The sequence below is a fragment of the Alloalcanivorax xenomutans genome (assembly GCF_900217905.1).
GTDB lineage: Bacteria > Pseudomonadota > Gammaproteobacteria > Pseudomonadales > Alcanivoracaceae > Alloalcanivorax > Alloalcanivorax xenomutans.
Genome location: NZ_OBMO01000009.1, coordinates 72,280 through 90,891, shown reverse-complemented (window position 1 = coordinate 90,891; position 18,612 = coordinate 72,280). Strand labels below are relative to the sequence as shown.

General features: G+C 58.7%; 17 protein-coding genes. All 17 read right to left on the bottom strand.

What is annotated here, in order from left to right:
* Positions 1-28: 28 nt before the first annotated feature.
* Positions 29-508: a GNAT family N-acetyltransferase gene (locus tag CRO06_RS08730; RefSeq protein ID WP_097058296.1), complete on the bottom strand. Its 480-nt coding sequence runs from the start codon at positions 506-508 to the stop codon at positions 29-31.
* 76 nt (positions 509-584) lie between these two features.
* Positions 585-1,022 (bottom strand): hypothetical protein, encoded by a 438-nt coding sequence (locus CRO06_RS08725; RefSeq protein WP_097058246.1) that lies wholly within the window; start codon positions 1,020-1,022, stop codon positions 585-587.
* 105 nt (positions 1,023-1,127) lie between these two features.
* A complete protein-coding gene (locus CRO06_RS08720; RefSeq protein ID WP_244902797.1) occupies positions 1,128-1,529 on the bottom strand; it encodes a DUF1294 domain-containing protein in 402 nt (133 codons plus the stop codon).
* 347 nt (positions 1,530-1,876) lie between these two features.
* Positions 1,877-2,833 carry a tetratricopeptide repeat protein gene (locus tag CRO06_RS08715; RefSeq protein WP_097058244.1) on the bottom strand — a complete coding sequence of 319 codons (957 nt, stop codon included), beginning with the start codon at positions 2,831-2,833 and terminating at the stop codon, positions 1,877-1,879.
* A 71-nt stretch (positions 2,834-2,904) separates the two neighbouring features.
* Entirely contained in the window at positions 2,905-3,351 is a 447-nt protein-coding gene (locus tag CRO06_RS08710) for a hypothetical protein (RefSeq protein ID WP_143247734.1), read from the bottom strand.
* A 513-nt stretch (positions 3,352-3,864) separates the two neighbouring features.
* A complete protein-coding gene (locus CRO06_RS08705) occupies positions 3,865-4,311 on the bottom strand; it encodes a hypothetical protein (RefSeq protein WP_097058242.1) in 447 nt (148 codons plus the stop codon).
* 126 nt (positions 4,312-4,437) lie between these two features.
* Positions 4,438-5,058, bottom strand: coding sequence for a hypothetical protein (locus CRO06_RS19940; RefSeq protein ID WP_143247733.1), 621 nt, complete (start codon positions 5,056-5,058; stop codon positions 4,438-4,440).
* Between the two features lie 176 nt (positions 5,059-5,234).
* Positions 5,235-5,660: a hypothetical protein gene (locus CRO06_RS08700; protein WP_143247732.1), complete on the bottom strand. Its 426-nt coding sequence runs from the start codon at positions 5,658-5,660 to the stop codon at positions 5,235-5,237.
* Between the two features lie 161 nt (positions 5,661-5,821).
* Complete coding sequence (locus CRO06_RS20390; protein ID WP_097058240.1) at positions 5,822-5,956, bottom strand: zinc ribbon-containing protein; 135 nt, start codon at positions 5,954-5,956, stop codon at positions 5,822-5,824.
* 261 nt (positions 5,957-6,217) lie between these two features.
* On the bottom strand, positions 6,218-7,690 hold the full coding sequence (gcvPB, locus tag CRO06_RS08690) for an aminomethyl-transferring glycine dehydrogenase subunit GcvPB (RefSeq protein ID WP_097058239.1): 1,473 nt from the start codon (positions 7,688-7,690) through the stop codon (positions 6,218-6,220).
* Positions 7,687-9,045: an aminomethyl-transferring glycine dehydrogenase subunit GcvPA gene (gcvPA, locus tag CRO06_RS08685; protein ID WP_097058238.1), complete on the bottom strand. Its 1,359-nt coding sequence runs from the start codon at positions 9,043-9,045 to the stop codon at positions 7,687-7,689. The genes gcvPB and gcvPA overlap by 4 nt, the downstream gene beginning before the upstream one ends.
* 96 nt (positions 9,046-9,141) lie before the next feature.
* Positions 9,142-9,528, bottom strand: a complete 387-nt coding sequence (gcvH, locus tag CRO06_RS08680; RefSeq protein ID WP_022997026.1) for a glycine cleavage system protein GcvH — start codon at positions 9,526-9,528, stop codon at positions 9,142-9,144.
* Between the two features lie 26 nt (positions 9,529-9,554).
* Complete coding sequence (gcvT, locus tag CRO06_RS08675) at positions 9,555-10,652, bottom strand: glycine cleavage system aminomethyltransferase GcvT (protein WP_097058237.1); 1,098 nt, start codon at positions 10,650-10,652, stop codon at positions 9,555-9,557.
* 259 nt (positions 10,653-10,911) lie between these two features.
* Complete coding sequence (locus CRO06_RS08670; protein ID WP_244902796.1) at positions 10,912-14,049, bottom strand: Ig-like domain-containing domain; 3,138 nt, start codon at positions 14,047-14,049, stop codon at positions 10,912-10,914.
* A gap of 12 nt (positions 14,050-14,061) precedes the next feature.
* Positions 14,062-15,420: an OmpP1/FadL family transporter gene (locus tag CRO06_RS08665; RefSeq protein WP_097058236.1), complete on the bottom strand. Its 1,359-nt coding sequence runs from the start codon at positions 15,418-15,420 to the stop codon at positions 14,062-14,064.
* 586 nt (positions 15,421-16,006) lie between these two features.
* The gene (locus tag CRO06_RS08660; RefSeq protein ID WP_097058235.1) at positions 16,007-17,599 is read right to left on the bottom strand and encodes an ABC transporter permease; all 1,593 of its coding nucleotides are present in this window, start codon (positions 17,597-17,599) and stop codon (positions 16,007-16,009) included.
* Positions 17,583-18,593 (bottom strand): extracellular solute-binding protein, encoded by a 1,011-nt coding sequence (locus CRO06_RS08655; RefSeq protein WP_026948389.1) that lies wholly within the window; start codon positions 18,591-18,593, stop codon positions 17,583-17,585. Before CRO06_RS08655 ends, CRO06_RS08660 begins: the two co-directional genes overlap by 17 nt.
* Between the last annotated feature and the right edge of the window lie 19 nt (positions 18,594-18,612).

Sequence of the window (18,612 nt, the reverse complement as noted above, 5' to 3'; positions counted from 1 at the left end):
ACGCAAGACAAAGGCTGTCTCAAAGCTGCTATCTTGTGACTGGGCCAGGTAGAAGCTTTTTCTCCATAAATGCGCTCAGTGGGTCATGGTGGTAGCGGCCAAACGGAGTACACTTAACATATCCACGATTTCGATAAAGCGATAGGGCCTCTTGCTGACTTATGCCCACCTCAAGCCTGGCGGCTTGGACACCACGTTCAACAAGATATTGCTCGACCTTCTCCATCAAAGCATTCGAAATTCCACGCCGCCGATAGGCCGATGCGACAAAAAGCCGCTTGATTTCTCCATAACGCATCTCTTCATCTTCAAGCAACTTCACCGCGCTACAGCCCGCCAGGGCGCCATCTACAAAGCACCCAAACAAGGTAACGTTTGGCTGGCTCAGATCCGTTACGCTCTCCAGATGATTGCTCTCCGCTGGGTATAACGCAGCCATATACCGGTCAGATTGCTCCAGCAATGTCGCAACCTCGGGTAACCCTGGGTCTATAGGCGCGATCTTCACAGACTTCCTCCCAATGGCAAGCATGGGCGCCCACGTCAGCCAGCACGAGAGCTAGAGCCGCAGCGAACCGGCGGGCTCAAGGCGCGGCGGCAAACCCCGCGAACAGTACCAGGAAACCACCGATCTCGGCGATCACCAACACCCACATGAAACCGCTTATCAACCACGCCGGTAAAGACCCAGCGCCGAAGGCGTGCGGCTTCTGCAGCTGGTTACGCGTGTCCTTGAGCGCGCCGTGCAGAATATAGCTGCCCACCGCCAACGCGAAAAACAGCACCGACGCCAACACCGCCAGCACGTTAACCCACTCCGGCCAGACACTGAGCACCGCGAAGCGCTCCAGCACCAGACAAGCGAAGGCGTACATCAGGCTTGCCCGGTGGGCGATGTCCACATAGTAATGCGCCCGGGCTTTATCACTGCCCCTGATCTGAACGTACTTCCACACCCCGGTCAGCAGGCCGACCAGAAAGAACAGCCCGCAACTCCACAATGCCCATGTGCTCGCCGTCATAGCGCCCTCAGTTCATCAACCAAGCCCGGACTATGTCACCAACCCCACCGGCACGCCTTGGCCGCGCGGCCCGGGGCCGGACCTGACAACGCAACACGCCCCTCGCTAAAAGCCGTCCCGGAGGCCTTCCCCCAGCCCGGAAAGCAGCGGCCAACCCGGTCCGCCATCCGCAAAGAGCAACCACCCCAGCGCCCCCAGATTGGCTGCCACCGCCAGGTAGAACACCACCTGGAACGACGTCTTGCGGGTCTTGTGGCGGAACACCCGCTGCGCCAGCAAAGCACCGGGCCAGCCCCCCAGCAGCTCGACCAGATGCAGCCGCGCCTCGGGCGTGCGCCAACCACCACGCACCGAAGCCCGCTTATCCAAGCCATAAAGTGAAAAGCTCAGCACGCTCATCAGCGCGTAGAAACCGACGAACCATCGCCGTTCAGACTCAGGAGCGAGAATGGCCAACCCGACGAAAAACGCCACCACGACCAGTAAGGCAAGCAGGAATCGGTTCACACGGGCAATGGATGATCGCTTCCCCGAAGAGGCTTTAGATTTCATCGTCCATGGACCCAACCTTTCACGTTACGGTAAGTGGGATTCCCGCTCCCAGAAGCGCCAACAGCAAGCCTCCGCCCCAGGACGGCAACCAACTGGATTTCCAGAGCATTGCCACCCAGAGGGAAGGAAACCCGCCAAGGTTATCACGCCGTGGACATTAAGGGCCGAACCTTGCGTTTTGTTTAACTAGGCCTGATTTTCCGAAAAGGCAAAACGCAAGACCTGACCCCACATTCTTCCCTGGAAAATCAGTCCGGTGGAGGCCCGTCAGGGCCGGAACGTACTGCAACTACTGGTTAGGTTTACTCTTTTCCACGGTGAATCATGAGCCCCTTTGGCTTGGATAGCTCACAAAACTCTTCCGCTGTATAATTCATGACTAGCGCTGAAATGCCACTCGCAAGCAGAGGGATTCCAATTCTGAAATCGCCCATCGTTGTAACCACTGCTGCAGAAAAATAGCCTTCGTTAAAAACCTTAGGTATCCGATTTTTCCATAGTTTATAAATTGAACTATCTGGATTGCAGAACGTCTTCCAAGCGATGCGTTTGATTATTGCGAAAGTGATTTTTCCTATCTTTTTTGGTTGCTCTGATTTTTCTGGTGAGGGCAACAGCTTTCGATCGGGAGGCGGCAACTGATCTAATGAATAAGTGCGCACATCTCGCAAAAGACTGATACTGGCTGTTGGAACGGAGTTACCGATGAGTTTGAAAATCTCGTCATCAGAATTTCTTTGGATAAGAAGTACAGCTTTGGCCTGGATCTCATCAACATTCATTTCGGCGTAATTGGTTCCAATCAGTTCAGTAAGGATGCACTCCTCTTCGATTCGTTCGATTAAGCGCTTCTGGAACTGGTGCCTTGTCCTCTCGGAGCTAATATTGTTGATCTTTTCAATAACTTCCTTAATCAAGGATTTTGCCGATGAAGTATCCTTCGATCTGAGGTGGCAAACAGCCAATAGGCTAGAAGCCTCTAGATAAAGACGGGTGTTTGGGGCAGAAAGCTTCCTTATACCAATGAACCCTCTTTGCGCATAAGAAATCCTATTCGCATCCAAGCAAGACTCAAATGCCCACAACTTAGCCCTCAAAAGACGGTGATGTCTTCTCCATTCCTTTGGAAAAAGCTGTTGGAGCTGCGCAGCAATTTCAATCGCCCTGTCAGTATCGCCAGAGCGCACCGCATTCTTTAGCTCGATTTCCAGAGGTTTGAGCTTTTTTAGTTGATAATCCGTTAATTTTATGGAGCTCATACTCTCCTCGGAAACCTAACACCAAGCACAGTGGCGTCCGGCGGTCATCGGCCGCGTACTGATGCGCCTTGTTAAGAATGATTTCGAGGCTGGTACTCATCGTGATTAGCCACCTTGCCCCTCAGCATTTTCTTCCAAAGCTTAGATTGAGTTTCGTAGTCCAGCGAAGACCAGTCAACGAGCTCTATACCAGCGTCTTGATAGTCGCCTTTTGCTTTCATCGCCGCGTAGTTCTCAGTTCTAGTTACGATGTGAACTTGCTCGCAGCGTTTGATAGTTTCGATAAATTCTCGGGCGTTTAGGTAATCGTCTCTTAAATGCCTTTCAACAAGTTTCGTCAGCGTGGTCTGAATTCGTAAAAAGTGCTCTAGCCGCAACTCTTCCTCGAAAACGGAGGCTTTTTTAGAGACGCACCCCGTGAACATTCGAACTCTCTTTTTAAGCCGTTCTACAGTTGCATGGGTATACCAGGAGCGAGCCACGCTTGGAGTCACATTTGGGCGAGCAGCAAGCCACATGATCTCTTCATATACTGCCGACAGCTCGTCATTTAAATTGGAGTCGATCGCATACCTCCTGAAATTCTTAACAGCGTATTCACCGACATTTGTCGTGTGTACAACGGGGGGCTGGTCTTGCGTTTTGCTTATCTAGGCTTGGTTTACCGAGAAGGCAAAAGGCAAAAAACCTGACCCCATTCTTCGTTGGCCCCAGGCGAAACCGTAACCGACTTTTCATTTACGTCAATTTCTCCATACATATTCAAGCTATGACTCATGCAACCGGAAAGCATGGTCAAAACCGAAGCAACCCACAAGTTCTTAACATCACAAAACCCCTTCCTATTTCATGTAACGCTGGTGGTAACCGGCGCCGGAGCGCAGCGAATGGGACCAAAAGAGGTTCGCTTTTGGGGGACTTTGGGGTCAAGCCTTGCGTTTCGCTTTTTGGGCGCTGGTTTGCCGAGAAGGCAAAACGCAAGACCTGACCCCGCCCACTTACTTCACGCGCGCGTCGCGTGCTTGGCATTGTTACATGCTGCCCTCACCACTCAATGCTTCCTTGAATTTTTGGATGACACCAGATTCACAGCCGCGACCAGCGATGGTGAAAACCTCAGATCCATTCTTATTGTCGATAAACGAAATTTCATAGTTTATCGCAGGAGAAAGATTGAAGCAGATATCATACTGGGAAGAAGCAACCATTAGGCGGTACCTTGTATTAAAGGTATCGTAGCTTTCTATTTTGGTCTGCTCCCCCAGAGAGCCTTCGCTGATAGATGGACCACGATAAACGGCGAGCTGCCACCCTTCCTTTGCTAAGTAAGACTTGAGCTCACCTTTTAGACCCTTGGCCCCAGGCGGAACCGTAACCGACTTTTCATTTACATCAATTTCTCCATACATATTCAAGCTATGACTCATGCATCCGGAAAGCATGGCCAAAACCGAAACAAACCACAGAATTCTCAACATCACAAACCCCTTCCCATCTCATGTAACGCTTTTCTTCAGCGGCCAAGTCGTGCTGGCGTGTCTTTTGCGCTTTTTGCAAAAGACATGACAGTACGACTTGGTCCGACTGTAAGAATTTGTTAGAACTTACCACACCACAAGCCCCCTAGCCCCAGACGAAAAGCGTTGTGCAAATTCCCAGAATCCTTCGAAGCGCTGATTGCTTACCCAATTTATCCCATCGCTCTCCGAGAATCGTTGTTCTACTAAACTACTAAAGCTAATGGCGCCAATCTCTACTGGCTCAGAATGAAATACAGCCTTCCCTGGCGTGACATAGACGTTGTGACATCCGTTCTTACGCAAGCTGCCATCACTCTTTGTGGGAGGGCCTACCGACTTCAATGATGCGACGTCCACGAGCCACGTATGCGAGAGCAGATCTGGATTTTTCTTAAGCTCAAGAGTGTTGCCAACAAGTGGGAATGCGTAAAAGACAGACCGCTGAAATGAATTAACTTGATTTCGTAGGGCATCAAGCTGATAGTGAGGGGCCATAAACACACGCCTCTTTGATTTAAGAACACGATTTGATGCCTTAAATTGGAAAATCAATAAGCGTCCACCAAGCTTCGCACAAGCGTCAAATCCGGCCTTCGCCTCTTGCTTTTGAGTAAGGCCAAACCAAAACAGCTGCTGTGTGGCGCTTACTTTTTGAGAGGCCTGTGCGCATATATTCAATTCCAGAGTTTTTTCTGAAAGCTTCACGTTCTGCGATCTTCCTTGTGAGTTCTAACAGCGAGGAACTTTGGGGTCAGGTCTTGCGTTTTGCTTATTTAGATCTGGTTGCCGAGAAGGCAAAACGCAAGACCTGACCCCGCATCGTAGATCGTCATCTTTTTACCGCTACTCTTTATAATACCCATAATTTAATTAAAGCAAGGCTACATCCCGAGCAACGGAAGAAGTTTCTGTGTGGCAAAAACCTTGAACCCATTTGCAACCGCAAACAGAGCGCCAATTCCCACCCAATATATTGGGCCATCTATGAATGTCCGACTCATACTCAAGTAGCGGGCTTCAAGGCTTTTAAGCACAACAACTTCCAGTTCACTTTTATTTTTTTTCTTTCTCAGTTCTCGGTGTAATTTTGGGAAATAATGTCTAATTGAATAAACCACGCCCATAATCACAATGAGGAGTAGCCATCCGAATAACTCAGGGCGAGCACTCTTATACGCCAGCACTGCAAAAGTCAGCGAGGTAAGTCCTACAATTAAATTTAGCTTCTCAAACCATACCGGAAAGGCTTCACCGATCTCCTTAATGACTTCGTCGACTGGCCGCCCTAGTACAAGAGCTTTTCCCATGTTCATTGTTCCTCTTTTCCGAGTACCAAACCAAAGATCTAGAGTTGCTGAGCGGGATAGGCATACCTGCATGCAGAGACTTGAGAGGCGGATCTTACTTTTCCCGTTCATGAGGTATCCGCACACTTTTTTGCCGTCTAACGCCTATTGATATTGAGGTTCTATGGCGTATATTCCGTCCGATAACAACGGGGGCATGGCGGCAAAGTATCGGTGTCATCATCAAGACGAACCTTCTCGCCACAATGGCTGCAGGTATATACGTCCTTCCCAGGTTTTTCTCCTGTTGTGGACATAGCAGGCTCCCTGTTTATCTTTGATGTTATTTCCCCAAACGCGCCTTTTCGGGACGCACGTTCAATAAATAAACGTGACGCACATCACAAGTCAAGACTCGTTAGAGCCGAGCAGCACTCGTGTCGCGGAAGAACAAAAGGGGACAGATTGGGTTTGGGAGTGGGGTGAGGCAGCGCTTGAAAGGGGGAGGGTGTAGCTGTTGAAGGAAAAGAATTCGCGGGCGAGCCCGCTCCCACAGGGGGAGGGGCTCTGTTGCGAGGTTACTCGCTCCAGGTGAGGTCGAGTTCCCGGGCGGCTTTGACGTCGTCGAGGCGGCGGACCGGTTGGGTGAACGGCGCTTCCTTGACCATGTCCGGGTCGGTCTTGGCTTCGTGGAGGATGGCTTCCATGGCGGCGATGAAGTCGTCCATGGCTTCCTTGCTTTCGGTTTCGGTGGGCTCGATGAGCAGGCACTCCGGCACCAGCAGGGGGAAGTAGGTGGTGGGGGCGTGCTGGTTGTAGTCGAGCAGGCGCTTGGCCACGTCCATGGCGGTGACGTTGAGCTCTTTGGCTTCCTTGGCCAGGGTGAGGATGAACTCGTGGCTGGCGCGGCGTTCCGGGTAGGCGGCGGTGTAGCCGACCTGCTGGAGGCGCTTGAGCAGGTAGTTGGCGGCGAGGGTGGAGTATTCGCCGACGCGGATCATGCCTTCGCGGCCGAGCACCATGGCGTAGAAGTAGGCGCGCAGGAGGACGCCGGCGTTGCCCATGAAGGCGCTCAGGTGGCCGATGCTGGTGGGCAGGGTGTCGGTGTCGATCCAGCTGTACTCGCCAGAGTCTTCGTCCAAGCCCGCCATGGGGGTGGGCAGGTACGGCAGCAGGCGCTGGGAGACGCCCACCGGGCCGGCGCCGGGGCCGCCGCCGCCGTGGGGGGTGGCGAAGGTTTTGTGCAGGTTCATGTGGATGACGTCGAAGCCCATGTCGCCGGGGCGCACCTTGCCGAGGATGGCGTTGAGGTTGGCGCCGTCGTAGTAGAGCAGGCCGCCGGCGTCGTGGACGGTTTTGGCGATGGCTTCGATTTGCCGTTCGAACACGCCGCACGTCGAGGGGTTGGTCATCATCAGGCCTGCGGTTTGCGGGCCGCAGGCTTGTTTCAGGGCTTCCAGGTCCACGTCGCCGTCCTTGCCGACGGGCACTTCGCGGACCTTATAGCCGCACATGACGGCGGTGGCCGGGTTGGTGCCGTGGGCGGCTTCCGGGATCAGGATCTCGGTGCGGCCGTCGTCGTTACGGGCGTCGTGGTAGGCGCGGATCATGGCGACGCCGGCGAATTCACCCTGGGCGCCGGCCATGGGGGCAAGGGAGACGCCTTTCATGCCAGTGACTTCCTTGAGGAAGTTCTGCAGGTCGTACAGGCAGGCCAGGTAGCCCTGGCTGTGGCTGGCCGGGGCCAGCGGATGGCGGGCCAGGAAGCCGGGCAGCATGGCGGCGCGGTTGGCGCCGCGCGGGTTGTACTTCATGGTGCAGGAGCCCAGCGGATAGAACTGCTTGTCGATGGCGAAGTTCTTGCTGGAGAGGTTGGTGTAGTGGCGCACCACGTCCAGTTCGCTGACTTCCGGCAGGCCGGGTTTCTGCTTGCGGCGCAGGCTGGCGGGAATCGCCGAGAGCTGGTCCTCACTCACCGGCTTGGGGGCTTGGGCGTTGGCGCCGCGACCGGGCCGGGAATGTTGGAAGATCAATTTGGTTTCGTTGCTCATGCCAGCACCTCTTTCATAGCGGCCACGAACAGGTCGAGGTCGCCCTCGGTGTGTACTTCGGTGGCGTTCACCAGGATTGCGTTCTGCATGCCGTAGTCCTTGGCCAAGCTGAGGCCGCCGAGGATGTCCTTCTCCGCCAGTTTCGCGAGCACGGTGTCCGCGTCCTGGGGCAGGAACAGCACCACTTCGTGGAAGGTGGGCGCGGTGAAGGCGCGTTCCACACCGTCGATGGCGGTGAGTTTGTCCGCCAGTTTCTGGGTGTTGGCGTGGCAGTGGCCGGCGACGCTGGCCAGGCCGTCCGGGCCGATCAGGGACATATAGATGGTGGCGGCGGTCATCGCCAGGCCCTGGTTGGTGCAGATGTTGCTGGTGGCCTTGGAGCGGCGAATGTGCTGCTCGCGGGCTTGCAGAGTGAGGGTGAAGCCCTGCTTACCTTCCAGGTCCACGGTGCGGCCGATGATACGGCCGGGCATTTGCCGCACGTGTTTCTGTTTACAGGCCATGAAGCCGAAGTAAGGGCCGCCGGAGCTGAGCGGGATGCCCAGAGGTTGGCCTTCGCCGACGACGATGTCGGCGCCTTCAGAGCCCCACTCGCCGGGAGGCGTGAGCAGAGCCAGAGAGGTCGGGTTGACCACGGCGATCACCAGCATGCTGTTGGCGTGGGCCCAATCGGTGAGGGCGTCCACGTCTTCCAGGCTGCCGAAGTAGTTGGGCTGGCTGATCACCAGGGCGGCGTAGTCCTGGCCTTCGTATTGGCTCAGGCTGTCCGCCAGGGTCTGGCCGGCCTGACCGCAGAACGGCACGGTGTCCAGGGCCACGTCCTGGTTGCGGACGATGGCGTCGCAGGCGCTGCGGTAACGCGGGTTCAGGGCCTCGGGCACCAGCACCCGGTTGCTCTTGGATTTGCGGTTGGCGCGCAGGGCCATGAGCACCGCTTCGGCGAGGCCGGAGGCGCCGTCGTAGACGGAGGCGTTGGCCACGTCCATGCCGGTGAGCCGGGCGATCAGGGTCTGGTATTCGTAGATCACCTGCAGGGTGCCCTGGCTGGCTTCCGCCTGGTACGGGGTATAGGCGGTGTAGAACTCCCCGCGGGTGGCGATTTCCCATACCGCCGCCGGAATGTGGTGCTGGTAGGCACCGCCGCCGAGGAAGCTCAGGGCGTAGCGGTCCTGTTCGGCGCGCTCGGCCATCAGCCGGGTCACTTCCATCTCGCCGCGGCCTTCGGGCAGGGCGTCGAGGCTGCTGCCGGCTTTCAGGTGGGCGGGGATTTCGTCGAACAGATCCTCGATGCGCTCGGCGCCGATGGCGTCGAGCATGGCGGAGACATCGTCCGGGGTATGGGGGATGTAGGGCATTGGGCGTTACCGGGTGGGTGTTTGCGGGGATTATTACACGTAAAAGTTTGCCTGCAGGCGAGTATTCGCTTGCAGGCAAACTCCCACGGACCAGGGTTACTCGCTGTCGAGCTGTTCCTGGTATTGGTCGGCGGTGAGCATTTCCTTGAGCTCTCCGCTGTCGGCCATTTTGATCTTGAACAGCCAGCCGTTTCCGTAAGGCTCGTTGTTCACCAGCTCCGGCTCGTCTTCCAGGGCGTCGTTGACGGCCACGATTTCACCGGATACCGGGGCGTAGATGTCAGAGGCGGCTTTCACCGATTCCACCACGCCGGCTTCTTCGCCGGTGGCCAGTACCTGGCCCACTTCCGGCAGTTCCACGTAGACCAGGTCGCCCATGGCGTCCTGGGCGTGGTCGGTGATGCCCACCACGGCCACGTCGTCTTCCACGCGTACCCATTCGTGGCTGGTGCGATAGCGCAACTCGGCAGGAATCTCGCTCATTGATGTTCCCCTATTTCACAGATCGGTCAGTCGATCGATTTATAAACCGTTTTGCCGTTGCGCACGAACGGCGGCCGTACCACCTGCGCGGGCAGGTGCTTCTTGCGGATTTCCACCCGCACCTGGCCTTTGGTGCCGGCGGGCACCCGGGCCAGGGCAATGGATTTGCCCAGGGTCGGTGAAAAAGTACCGCTGGTAATTTCACCCTCGAATTCCGCTCCTTCGCCGTCCCCGGTGATGACTTTCTGGTGGGCGCGCAGCACGCCCTTGCCTTCCAGCACCAGACCCACCAGCCGGTGGTGGCCTTTTTCCTTCTGGCGCTCCAGCGCGTCCCGGCCGATGAAATCACGGCCTTCGTTGAACTTCACGGTCCAGCCCATGGCGGCTTCCAGCGGCGAAACCGTGCCGTCCATGTCGTTACCGTAGAGGTTCATGCCCGCTTCCAGACGCAGGGTGTCCCGGGCGCCGAGGCCGGCCGGGCGCACGCCGGCGTCCGCCAATTGCTTCCACAGCGCCACCGCGTGGTGGCCGGGCAGGATGATCTCCACGCCGTCTTCGCCGGTATAACCGGTGCGGGCGATGGTCCAGTCGCCGCAATCGGCGAAGGCGAACACGCCCAGATTCTCCACCGCGTCGCGGCGTTCACCGTCCAGCAGGGCGGCCAGTTTGGCCCGGGCCTCAGGGCCCTGCACGGCGATCATGGCCAGTTCCGGGCGCTCGCGGATGTCCACGGCGAAGCCGCCGGCCTGCTGCTCCATCCATTCCAGGTCGGTGTCGCGGGTGGCGCAATTTACCACCAGCCGGTAATCCTTGTCGCCCTTGTAGACGATCAGATCATCGATCACGCCGCCGCCTTCGTTGAGCATGCCGGAGTACAGGGCGCGGCCGGTCTCGATGCTATCGACGTCGTTGGCGAGCAGGCGGCGCAGGTAATCGCGGGCGCCGGTGCCGGAGACATCCACCACGGTCATGTGGGAGACGTCGAACATGCCGGCGTCCTGACGCACGGCGTGGTGCTCCTCGATCTGGGAGCCGTAGTGGATGGGCATGTCCCAGCCGCCGAAATCCACCATTTTGCCGCCAACGGCGACGTGTTCGTCATAAAGCGGTGTGCGATGACCCATGTTGAAGCCACTCAGTAAGGGAAAGTGAAGGATAACGAACCTGGCCGGTGGCGCCTAGGACGGCGGCGCCCGGGAGTGGTTGTTTTTTGAGCTATCGAGAGCATTCCGAAGGCCGGGAGTAACAGCCATTCGCGGGCAGGCCCGTTCCCACAGCGGCTTCGAACAGACAGACGCATCGAATGGCGGGGCCACGACCATAAAAAAGCCGGCCCCGAGGGGCCGGCGGAGGGTGCACAGAGGTGATGCACATAAGGAAGGGTTATTGCTTGATGGGCTCACTGAGGTAGTTGAGGAAAGTGTCGCCGGCGGGGATGCCCACATAAATGGAAGCAGGCAAGTTCAGGGGCAACCCTCCCAGCTCAACGCCAAGAGCAAGCTTATTCTGGCTGATCTGCTCGATTTGCAGGCGGCCATCATCCAGGAAGGTAACGTCACCGGCTAGTTGCAAGCCATCCAGCAGATAACTATGCAGATTGTGCGTCAAGGTGAAGGTCCCGAGCAGAGGGATGCTGACGGTTGGCGACAATTTCGGCGCGTCCAGATACAGGTCCAGATTGGTCAGGAAACGAGGGTTATTCTCCCCTTTCACAATCCAGCCTCGTACCCGCCCCATATCCGGCTCCGAGCAGGGGTTGTCCGTACTGGTCGCATCACAGGTGTAGCGGATACGCATGAATTGCGGCCCAGTGGCGGCCGGCGGCGCATCGCCCAATACCGGCTCGGAATATACCGTAGCGCTCGACACGACCAGCTGAGTCGGCATGATATAGACCAGCACCCCGCCATTATCCAAGGCTTCCTGCGGTGTGCTGCCATCATCCATGGCCTTAACTTCATCGGCGGTTCTGAAACCTACCACCTCCACATCCAAATTGCCGCTGATGTAGCTGAACTTGTCGTCCGGACAACTCTCCCCGACGGCACAGCCCACTTCAGCATCGGTCACCGCCCCGGAGCCGGCGGAACCATCACCGTCTTTGTTGGACTCCGGATCGCGCACGATTCGCGCGCTGTTCCGTTTCGCCTCCGCATCCTGGGACGGCGGCACTTCACCACTGTCCCAAACAAAGTTCGCGTTCACATCCGAGGTGGGTAGGTTACGCAGCGGCTGCAGGGTCGCGGTGGTGTTGGGCGCGCCACGGAAAAAGATTTCCAGGTTGGGGCCGCCGTCGGTGGCCGCCGGGGCGTCATCCGCGTTTTGCGCCAGGAGTTGTGTTTGCAGTGGCAGGCCACGGACGTCACAAATCGCAACCCCCGCGCAGCTGGCGGCGTCCACGCTGCCTTCCTGGGAGGGCAGCGTATACCGGTACAGCACACCCTCTTCCCAGGGCTGGTCGGGTTCGAAAACGATCTTGCGGCCCATATAGGTCAGCTTGCCCTCGACAACCTCCAAGGTACTGCCGGCATCATCCACGCTTTCCACAATGAAATGGTCGCGAACGGACTGTTCATCCATTTCCTGGGAAAAGGTCACCGCGATGGGGCGATTGGCGGCCAGGGGCAATACCGGCAGGTGGTCGTCATCGTCCTTGCCACCGGCACAACGACCGGCATCGTTGGCGGCCAGATTGCGGTCGGTGGTGACGCAGGGGAAACCCGGGTAGGCGGTCAGCACCACCGGGGATTGTTCCGGCACGGGAGGGGTCTCCGGATCGCCATCATCCAGCACATATTCCGGCAGCCGGAAATCCAGGGTTTGCGGTTGCGCCGGGTTGCCGGCCACGTCGGTGAGGCGGTCGTCAAACAGCACCTGGTAATCGGTGTTGTGCTGCAACGGCGTTTCCGGTCGGATCACGATGGAGGAACCGTCCACCACATAATCGAACGCCACCGGCGTATTCGCACCGAGTAATTGCAAGCTCACGTCCTTCTCAACGGACTGAGGATCCAGCGGATGATCAAATGTCAGGATCACCGGGTCACCGGGGCGGTGTTTGTTGGTGTGGTCACCAGGCACCCAGGAGCTCAGCACCGGCCCATCCATATCCGGTTCCGGTTTGCGCGGAATGGTCTGGTCGGAGTAGGACTCCATATGGAAGCTGAGCACGCCGTAGGCGTTTTCCACACCCAGCACGCGCGGCTCCACCACGCCGATGGCATCGACCACCAGGCGGTCGCCCTCGACGATGGCGGTGCCCACCAGTTCCACTTGCATCAGGTCCTGGTTGAAGGCGCCGTTGGCGCGGGAGTCGGCGGTATCGAACGCCACGTCCATGGTCAGCACCAGGCGCCGGGGCGCATTGGGGTCCGTGCTGTAAGGGGCGTTCATCAAGTACCCATTGGCGTCCGACAGGATGGTCACGGTGACGTCACCGGAATCGAAACCCGCCGGCACCTGGCCGCCGATCAGCACGTCCAAAGGCTCACCGTGCAGCAATGAACCGCGCGGCAAACGCAGCGGCGTGGTGTCCGGGAAGTTGGGCGCGAACGCCAGTTCGGCGAAAACATCGCCGGAGAGCATGGAAACGGTGGTGTCACCCAGCAAATTTGACTTCACCGGCACGCAGTTGATGCTCTCATTGTTAAGCGGCGACCGGATGGTGCCGTCCGCCAGGCAACCCGCCGCGGGGTCACCCGCCTGGGCCGCTTCCTGCACCATTACCGAACGGGGCTTGGTATCCAGCGGAGTGAAGCTGCGGTTAATGGCGGTCAGTTGTTCACCGAACAGGCTTTGCACGCCGCCGGTGACCTCCAGGGTGACCTCCTCACCGGCTTTCAGGGCGTCCACGGTATTGCCGTCGGCGTCCTCGCTGTCGGTGGGGTCCACGGTCAGGAAGCGTCCATTGGCCAGCACGGTGGCCGGCACCAGTTCGCCGCCCTGGGTCAGGCGCACGGTCTCGCCATACTTCACCGTGGTCGGATCAATGGGCTGGGACAGGGTCAGTTGCACCGAGGAGAAATCCAGGAACGGCAGATCGTCACCATTGGGAATGATGCGTTCCAACTGGAAAGCCGCCGCGCTACTGCGCTCTTCCTTTGCCCCTTCCAATGCCGGCCGGGTGGAGAAAGCCAGTTGGCCGCCGGGCAGCAGTTCCTTATCACCGTCCTCGCCGATCCCGTTCAGGGTCAGGGTGTATTCACTGTTCACCGCCAACGGCGCGGCCGGCGTCAGCACCACGCTCTTGTTGCCATTGACCTGTTCCAGGGTCAGTTGGACGGCGCCATCCGGGCCCCGCAGGGAAAACTGATCCGCGCTCAGTTGCGGCACGGCTTCGGAAAACGCCAGTACCAGCGGTGCATTCGGGGACACACCGGCCTGAGCGTTATAGGGGTAGCTGTAGTACAGCGTGATCTGTTCCCAGGGACTGAAGTCCACGGACTGACTGCTGCCGCCACCGCCGCCGCAGGCGGCCAGCAACGTGGCGCCACACAGCGCCAACACGATACGCATGCTCATGGGAGGCCTCCGTTAGAACTTCAGGGTTACCGAACCGGCAAAGACATGAACGTCACCTTCCGCTTCCACCCGCTCGTAGGACTGCGGGTAGCTGGGCGAATTGGTGGCGTACAGGTCGAAGTCCCGCGGCCGCAACTTCTGATACTGGTAGGCCAGGTCGAAGCGCACCGGGAAGGCGAAGAAGTGGGGATCATCGAACTGGGCGGTGAGCCCGAGACCGACGATCAGCTTGTCGGCATCCAGGTAATTCACGTCCAGTGAGGCGTCGGAGTCCAGCGGCGATTTGCTGTAGGCGACCCCGCCGGTGAGGGTGTAGTTCGGCGATACCTTGAACTCGGCGCCGATGCGCGGAATAACAATGTCCTTGAATTCGAGCACGCCAATGCCGTCCTCAACGGCCTGATCCTTGATGGTGTCGCCTTCGAATTCCTCTTCCAGATCGGACCAGCGCTGCAGTTCCACGCCAACGCCGACGCGGAAGCGTTCCTTACCGTACAGCATGCCCAACGCAAAGATATCCGGCTGGTAGGAATCCAGGGTGGTTACCGCCAGGGACAGGCCGGGTTCGCCGATGGTGCCGGGAATCACGGTGTTGGCGTCGACGGTGGTCTTGGTGTTGGAGTAGCCGCGATAGGAGAACGCGGTTTCCAGGCCGTTGTACCAGCACCCGCCATCGGGGCAGAAGCTCTCACTCCAGTCCATGTTCATGCTGAGAATCGGGCGGATCGAGGGTTTGGCGGAAACGTTCAGGGATTCATAGCTGGTCTCGCCACCCAGGGTGGTGGTGGCGCGCAGTTCCGCATCGGAATGCAGGGTCAGACGGGCGGAGGCGCCGGCGTCCAGACCACGCCAGATCTGAGTGGCACCGCCGAGCACCAGAAACAGCGGCTGACGGCCATATTCGAAGTACTGCCCTTCGTTGGAGGTGGCGGACTCAAACGCCATCATCTCCTCACCGTATTTTTCCACACCCAGCATCACACCCATGTAGATCGGGTGTTTGAAACGGGTCATGGAACTCAGATCGGTTTTCATCCCCACCAGAACGTGCTGGGACGGGGAATCCTGCAGCACATCCCCGTTGCGGATCGGCGGCGCGGCGCCACCCAGGCTGTTGGCGCGCAGCTCGTGCTCCGCGTGCAGCAAGCCGAAGGTCAATTCACCACGGGGATCCTTGGCGAGATAAGCCGGGTTGTAGTAGACGGCGGAAACCTGGGTATTGAACAGGGAAAGCCCTTGAGCGGAAGCGATGTCGGACGGCAGCACGCCATAGGTCGTTCCGATGTTGCCCATGCTCGCCATGGCCTGACCACCGAGCACGCCCATGGAAGCCACCAGGGCAGCTCCCTGAAGCACCTTGTTCTTTTTCATGGGTACATCTCCATACAGCCGTTCGGGAAACGGCAAGACGCTTGTTATTCGAGGTAAAGGGATACCTGGAGGGGGTAACAATCTGCCAAGTATCGTCTACAGGATAACGAGCGAAAGAAGCTCTTGGCGACCTTTAGTTTCCATTTGTTAACTGATCCATAAATTTAATACTTTGGATCCGGTCATATAAGGCCATCTAATTATTTATAATTAGAAAAAGCAGGAAAATTTCGGAAATTTTCGGGAAAAGTGATGCATTCGTTACTCATTATTTTTATATGAAAGTTTAAATAGTCACCATGTGTTCACCAAATTTTCCGACTGTCCCAGCTATACATTTTGCGCACATTCGTTACCGAAAGTTACATGTTGGTTACTGGCAGTACAGGAGGAGGCTCCATGGTGTCTGCAACGCGGATGCGTCCCCGGCATTGCCATATTCGCTTGCAAGCAAGCTTCCCACAGCGGCTTCGTAGCAAAAACTGTGGGAGCTAGCTTGCTGGCGAATTACGGGGCCTCCGGCGTAGGGAAATTCGCTTGCAGGGCAAGCTCCCATAGAGGCTTCGTGGCAACCCGTGGATTGCGGTCAGGAATGGCGTAGCCGGCGGACCAGCAGATAGACCGGCAGCAGGCCCACCGCCACCAGGGCGAGAGACGGTAGAGCGGCGCGTTGCCACTCCCCTTCCGCGGTGAGTTCATAGATGCGCACGGCCAGGGTGTCCCAGCCGAAGGGACGAAGCAGAAGCGTGGCCGGCATTTCCTTCATTATGTCGATGCCCACCAGCAACAAAGCCGTGATCAGCCCCGGCGCCACCATCGGCAGCAACACCCGCCGTGCCGCTTCCAGCGGCGGCGCACCAAGAGTCCGGGCGGCTTCCAGCAAAGCCGGGCGAACCCGTTCCAGGGCGCTTTCCACCGGACCAAAGGCCACCGCCATGAAGCGGATCACATAGGCCAGGAACAGCGCCCCGAGACTGCCCACCAGCAGTTGCCTCCAACCGAACCATTGCCCCAACTGGCGGTCGATGGCGGCGAAGCCGATGACGATCCCCACCGCCAGCACCGAGCCAGGCAGCGCATACCCCATCGTCGCCGTGCGCACCAGCGCGCGCATCAACCGGTGTGGCCGCAGGCGCTGTAGCCAGGCCAGCACCGAGGCCAGCACCACCACCAGCACGCCGGCGCTGATACCCAGTGTCAGAGTGCGCAGCGCCATGGACACGAATCGCGCGTCCAGGCCGCGAGCCACTTCGTCCAGGGCCCAGTACAGCAAGCGTCCCGCCGGCAACAGGAAGGCCAGCGTCACCACCAGCCCGGCGTAGCCGGTCATCAGCCAGGCCCACCGTGAGCGCGCCGCCGCCATCGGGCGGCCACCTCGGTCCCCATAGCGGGCCCGCCCCCGGCCACGCCGTTCCAGCCATAGCGCCAACAGCACAAACAACAGCAGCAACGAGGCCAGCTGAGCGGCGGCGGCCAGTTTGAACAGGCCATACCAGCTCTTATAAATGGCGGTGGTAAAGGTGTCGAAATTGAAGACGGAAACGGCGCCGAAGTCCGCCAGCGTTTCCATCAACGCCAGCGCCAGGCCGGCGGCGATGGCTGGACGGGCCATCGGCAACGCCACCTGGAAGAACGCCGCCCAGGGACCACGGCCAAGCAGCCGGGCCTGTTCCATCACGGCACGGCCCTGAGTCAGAAAGGCCAGCCGCGCCAGCATGTAAACATAGGGGTAGAACACCAGGGACAGGGTGGCGATCACCCAGAACGGATGACGTGCGCTGAAGCCGGAAAACCCCGGCCACCACTGACGTAACGCCGATTGCACCGGACCGGAATAGTCCAGCCCCTGCACCACGACGAAGGCCAGCACATAGGCCGGCATGGCCAGCGGTAACAGCAAAGCCCAATCGAGCACACGGCGACCGGGAAAATCCTGGGTGGCCACCAGCCAGGCCAGACTGACGCCCAGCAGCAGCACCCCGAGACCCACGCCGATCACCAGCAAAGCGGTATGCCCCAGCAAACGCCAGAGCACGGTATCCACCAGATGGCGCCAGGTTTCCGATTCGTCGCCGCGCCATGCGGACAACAGCACGGAAACCGGTAACAGCACCGCCAGGGCCAGCGCCCCGGCGATAATCAGATAGCGATCCGGACGGCGATCAGCGGTAACCGGCACGGTCCATCAGCTTCACGGCTTCCACCTGGCGGCTGCCCGCCACACTGACATTGAGGTCGTCGGCCTTGAAGTCTCCCCAGGCTTTGACCTGCTCCGCCGCTTCCACGCCGGAGCTGGCCGGGTACTCCAGGTTGCCGTCGGCGAGCAGCTTCTGCGCTTCCGGCTTGCTCATCCACTCCAGCAACGCCACGGCGGCTTCCCGGTTGGGCGCGTTCTTGGTGACGCCGCCACCGGAAATATTCACATGGGTGCCGCTGCTGTCCTGGTTGGCCCAGAACAATTTCAGTGGCAGTTGGGGATTGTCACGCTGCAAACGGCCGAAGTAGTAAGTGTTGACGATGCCGACGTCACACTGGCCGGCAATGATGGCTTCCATCACCGCGTTGTCGTTGGCGAACACGTCGGTGGCCAGGTTATCGACCCAGCCGCGCACCACGCGCTCCGCTTCCTCTTCACCAAGCCGCTCGATCATGGTGGCGACCAGGGACTGGTTGTAGACCTTCTTGGAGGTGCGCAGACACAAACGGCCCTTCCATTGCTCATCGGCCAGCGCTTCATAGCTGGACAGTTCCGACGGCCGCACCCGTTCGGTGGAGTAAACGATGGTGCGCGCACGCTGGGTCAGACCGAACCAGCGGCCCTGCTCGTCGCGCAGATGTTCCGGCACATTGCCTTCCAGTACGGTGGATTCCACCGGTTGCAGCAAGTTCTCCTGGGTTGCCTGCCACAGGTTGCCGGCGTCCACGGTGACCAGCAGATCCGCCGGGGACTGTTCTCCCTCGGCTTTGAGGCGGGCCGCCAGAGCACCGGCGTTGTCGGTGATATAGCGAATGGAAACACCGGTTTGCGCGGTGTAAGCGTCGAAGACCGGCTTGATCAGCTCGTCGTTACGAGAGGTGTAGACCACCACCTCGTCTTTCGGCTCGGGTTGCTCGGAACAGGCGGCGACGAGAAGGGCGAGCGCAGGCAGGGCCAAACGGCGCAGGACAGTCATGGGGCATGGCTCCATAAAC

Coding starts and splice junctions, on each gene's coding strand:
- CRO06_RS08725 (WP_097058246.1), bottom strand. CDS start 1,022: ATGACGGCGAGCACATGGGCATTGTGGAGTTGCGGGCTGTTCTTTCTG.
- CRO06_RS08715 (WP_097058244.1), bottom strand. CDS start 2,833: ATGAGCTCCATAAAATTAACGGATTATCAACTAAAAAAGCTCAAACCT.
- CRO06_RS08710 (WP_143247734.1), bottom strand. CDS start 3,351: ATGTGGCTTGCTGCTCGCCCAAATGTGACTCCAAGCGTGGCTCGCTCC.
- CRO06_RS08705 (WP_097058242.1), bottom strand. CDS start 4,311: ATGTTGAGAATTCTGTGGTTTGTTTCGGTTTTGGCCATGCTTTCCGGA.
- CRO06_RS08700 (WP_143247732.1), bottom strand. CDS start 5,660: ATGGGAAAAGCTCTTGTACTAGGGCGGCCAGTCGACGAAGTCATTAAG.
- CRO06_RS20390 (WP_097058240.1), bottom strand. CDS start 5,956: ATGTCCACAACAGGAGAAAAACCTGGGAAGGACGTATATACCTGCAGC.
- gcvPB (WP_097058239.1), bottom strand. CDS start 7,690: ATGAGCAACGAAACCAAATTGATCTTCCAACATTCCCGGCCCGGTCGC.
- gcvPA (WP_097058238.1), bottom strand. CDS start 9,045: ATGCCCTACATCCCCCATACCCCGGACGATGTCTCCGCCATGCTCGAC.
- gcvH (WP_022997026.1), bottom strand. CDS start 9,528: ATGAGCGAGATTCCTGCCGAGTTGCGCTATCGCACCAGCCACGAATGG.
- gcvT (WP_097058237.1), bottom strand. CDS start 10,652: ATGGGTCATCGCACACCGCTTTATGACGAACACGTCGCCGTTGGCGGC.
- CRO06_RS08670 (WP_244902796.1), bottom strand. CDS start 14,049: ATGAGCATGCGTATCGTGTTGGCGCTGTGTGGCGCCACGTTGCTGGCC.
- CRO06_RS08665 (WP_097058236.1), bottom strand. CDS start 15,420: ATGAAAAAGAACAAGGTGCTTCAGGGAGCTGCCCTGGTGGCTTCCATG.
- CRO06_RS08655 (WP_026948389.1), bottom strand. CDS start 18,593: ATGACTGTCCTGCGCCGTTTGGCCCTGCCTGCGCTCGCCCTTCTCGTC.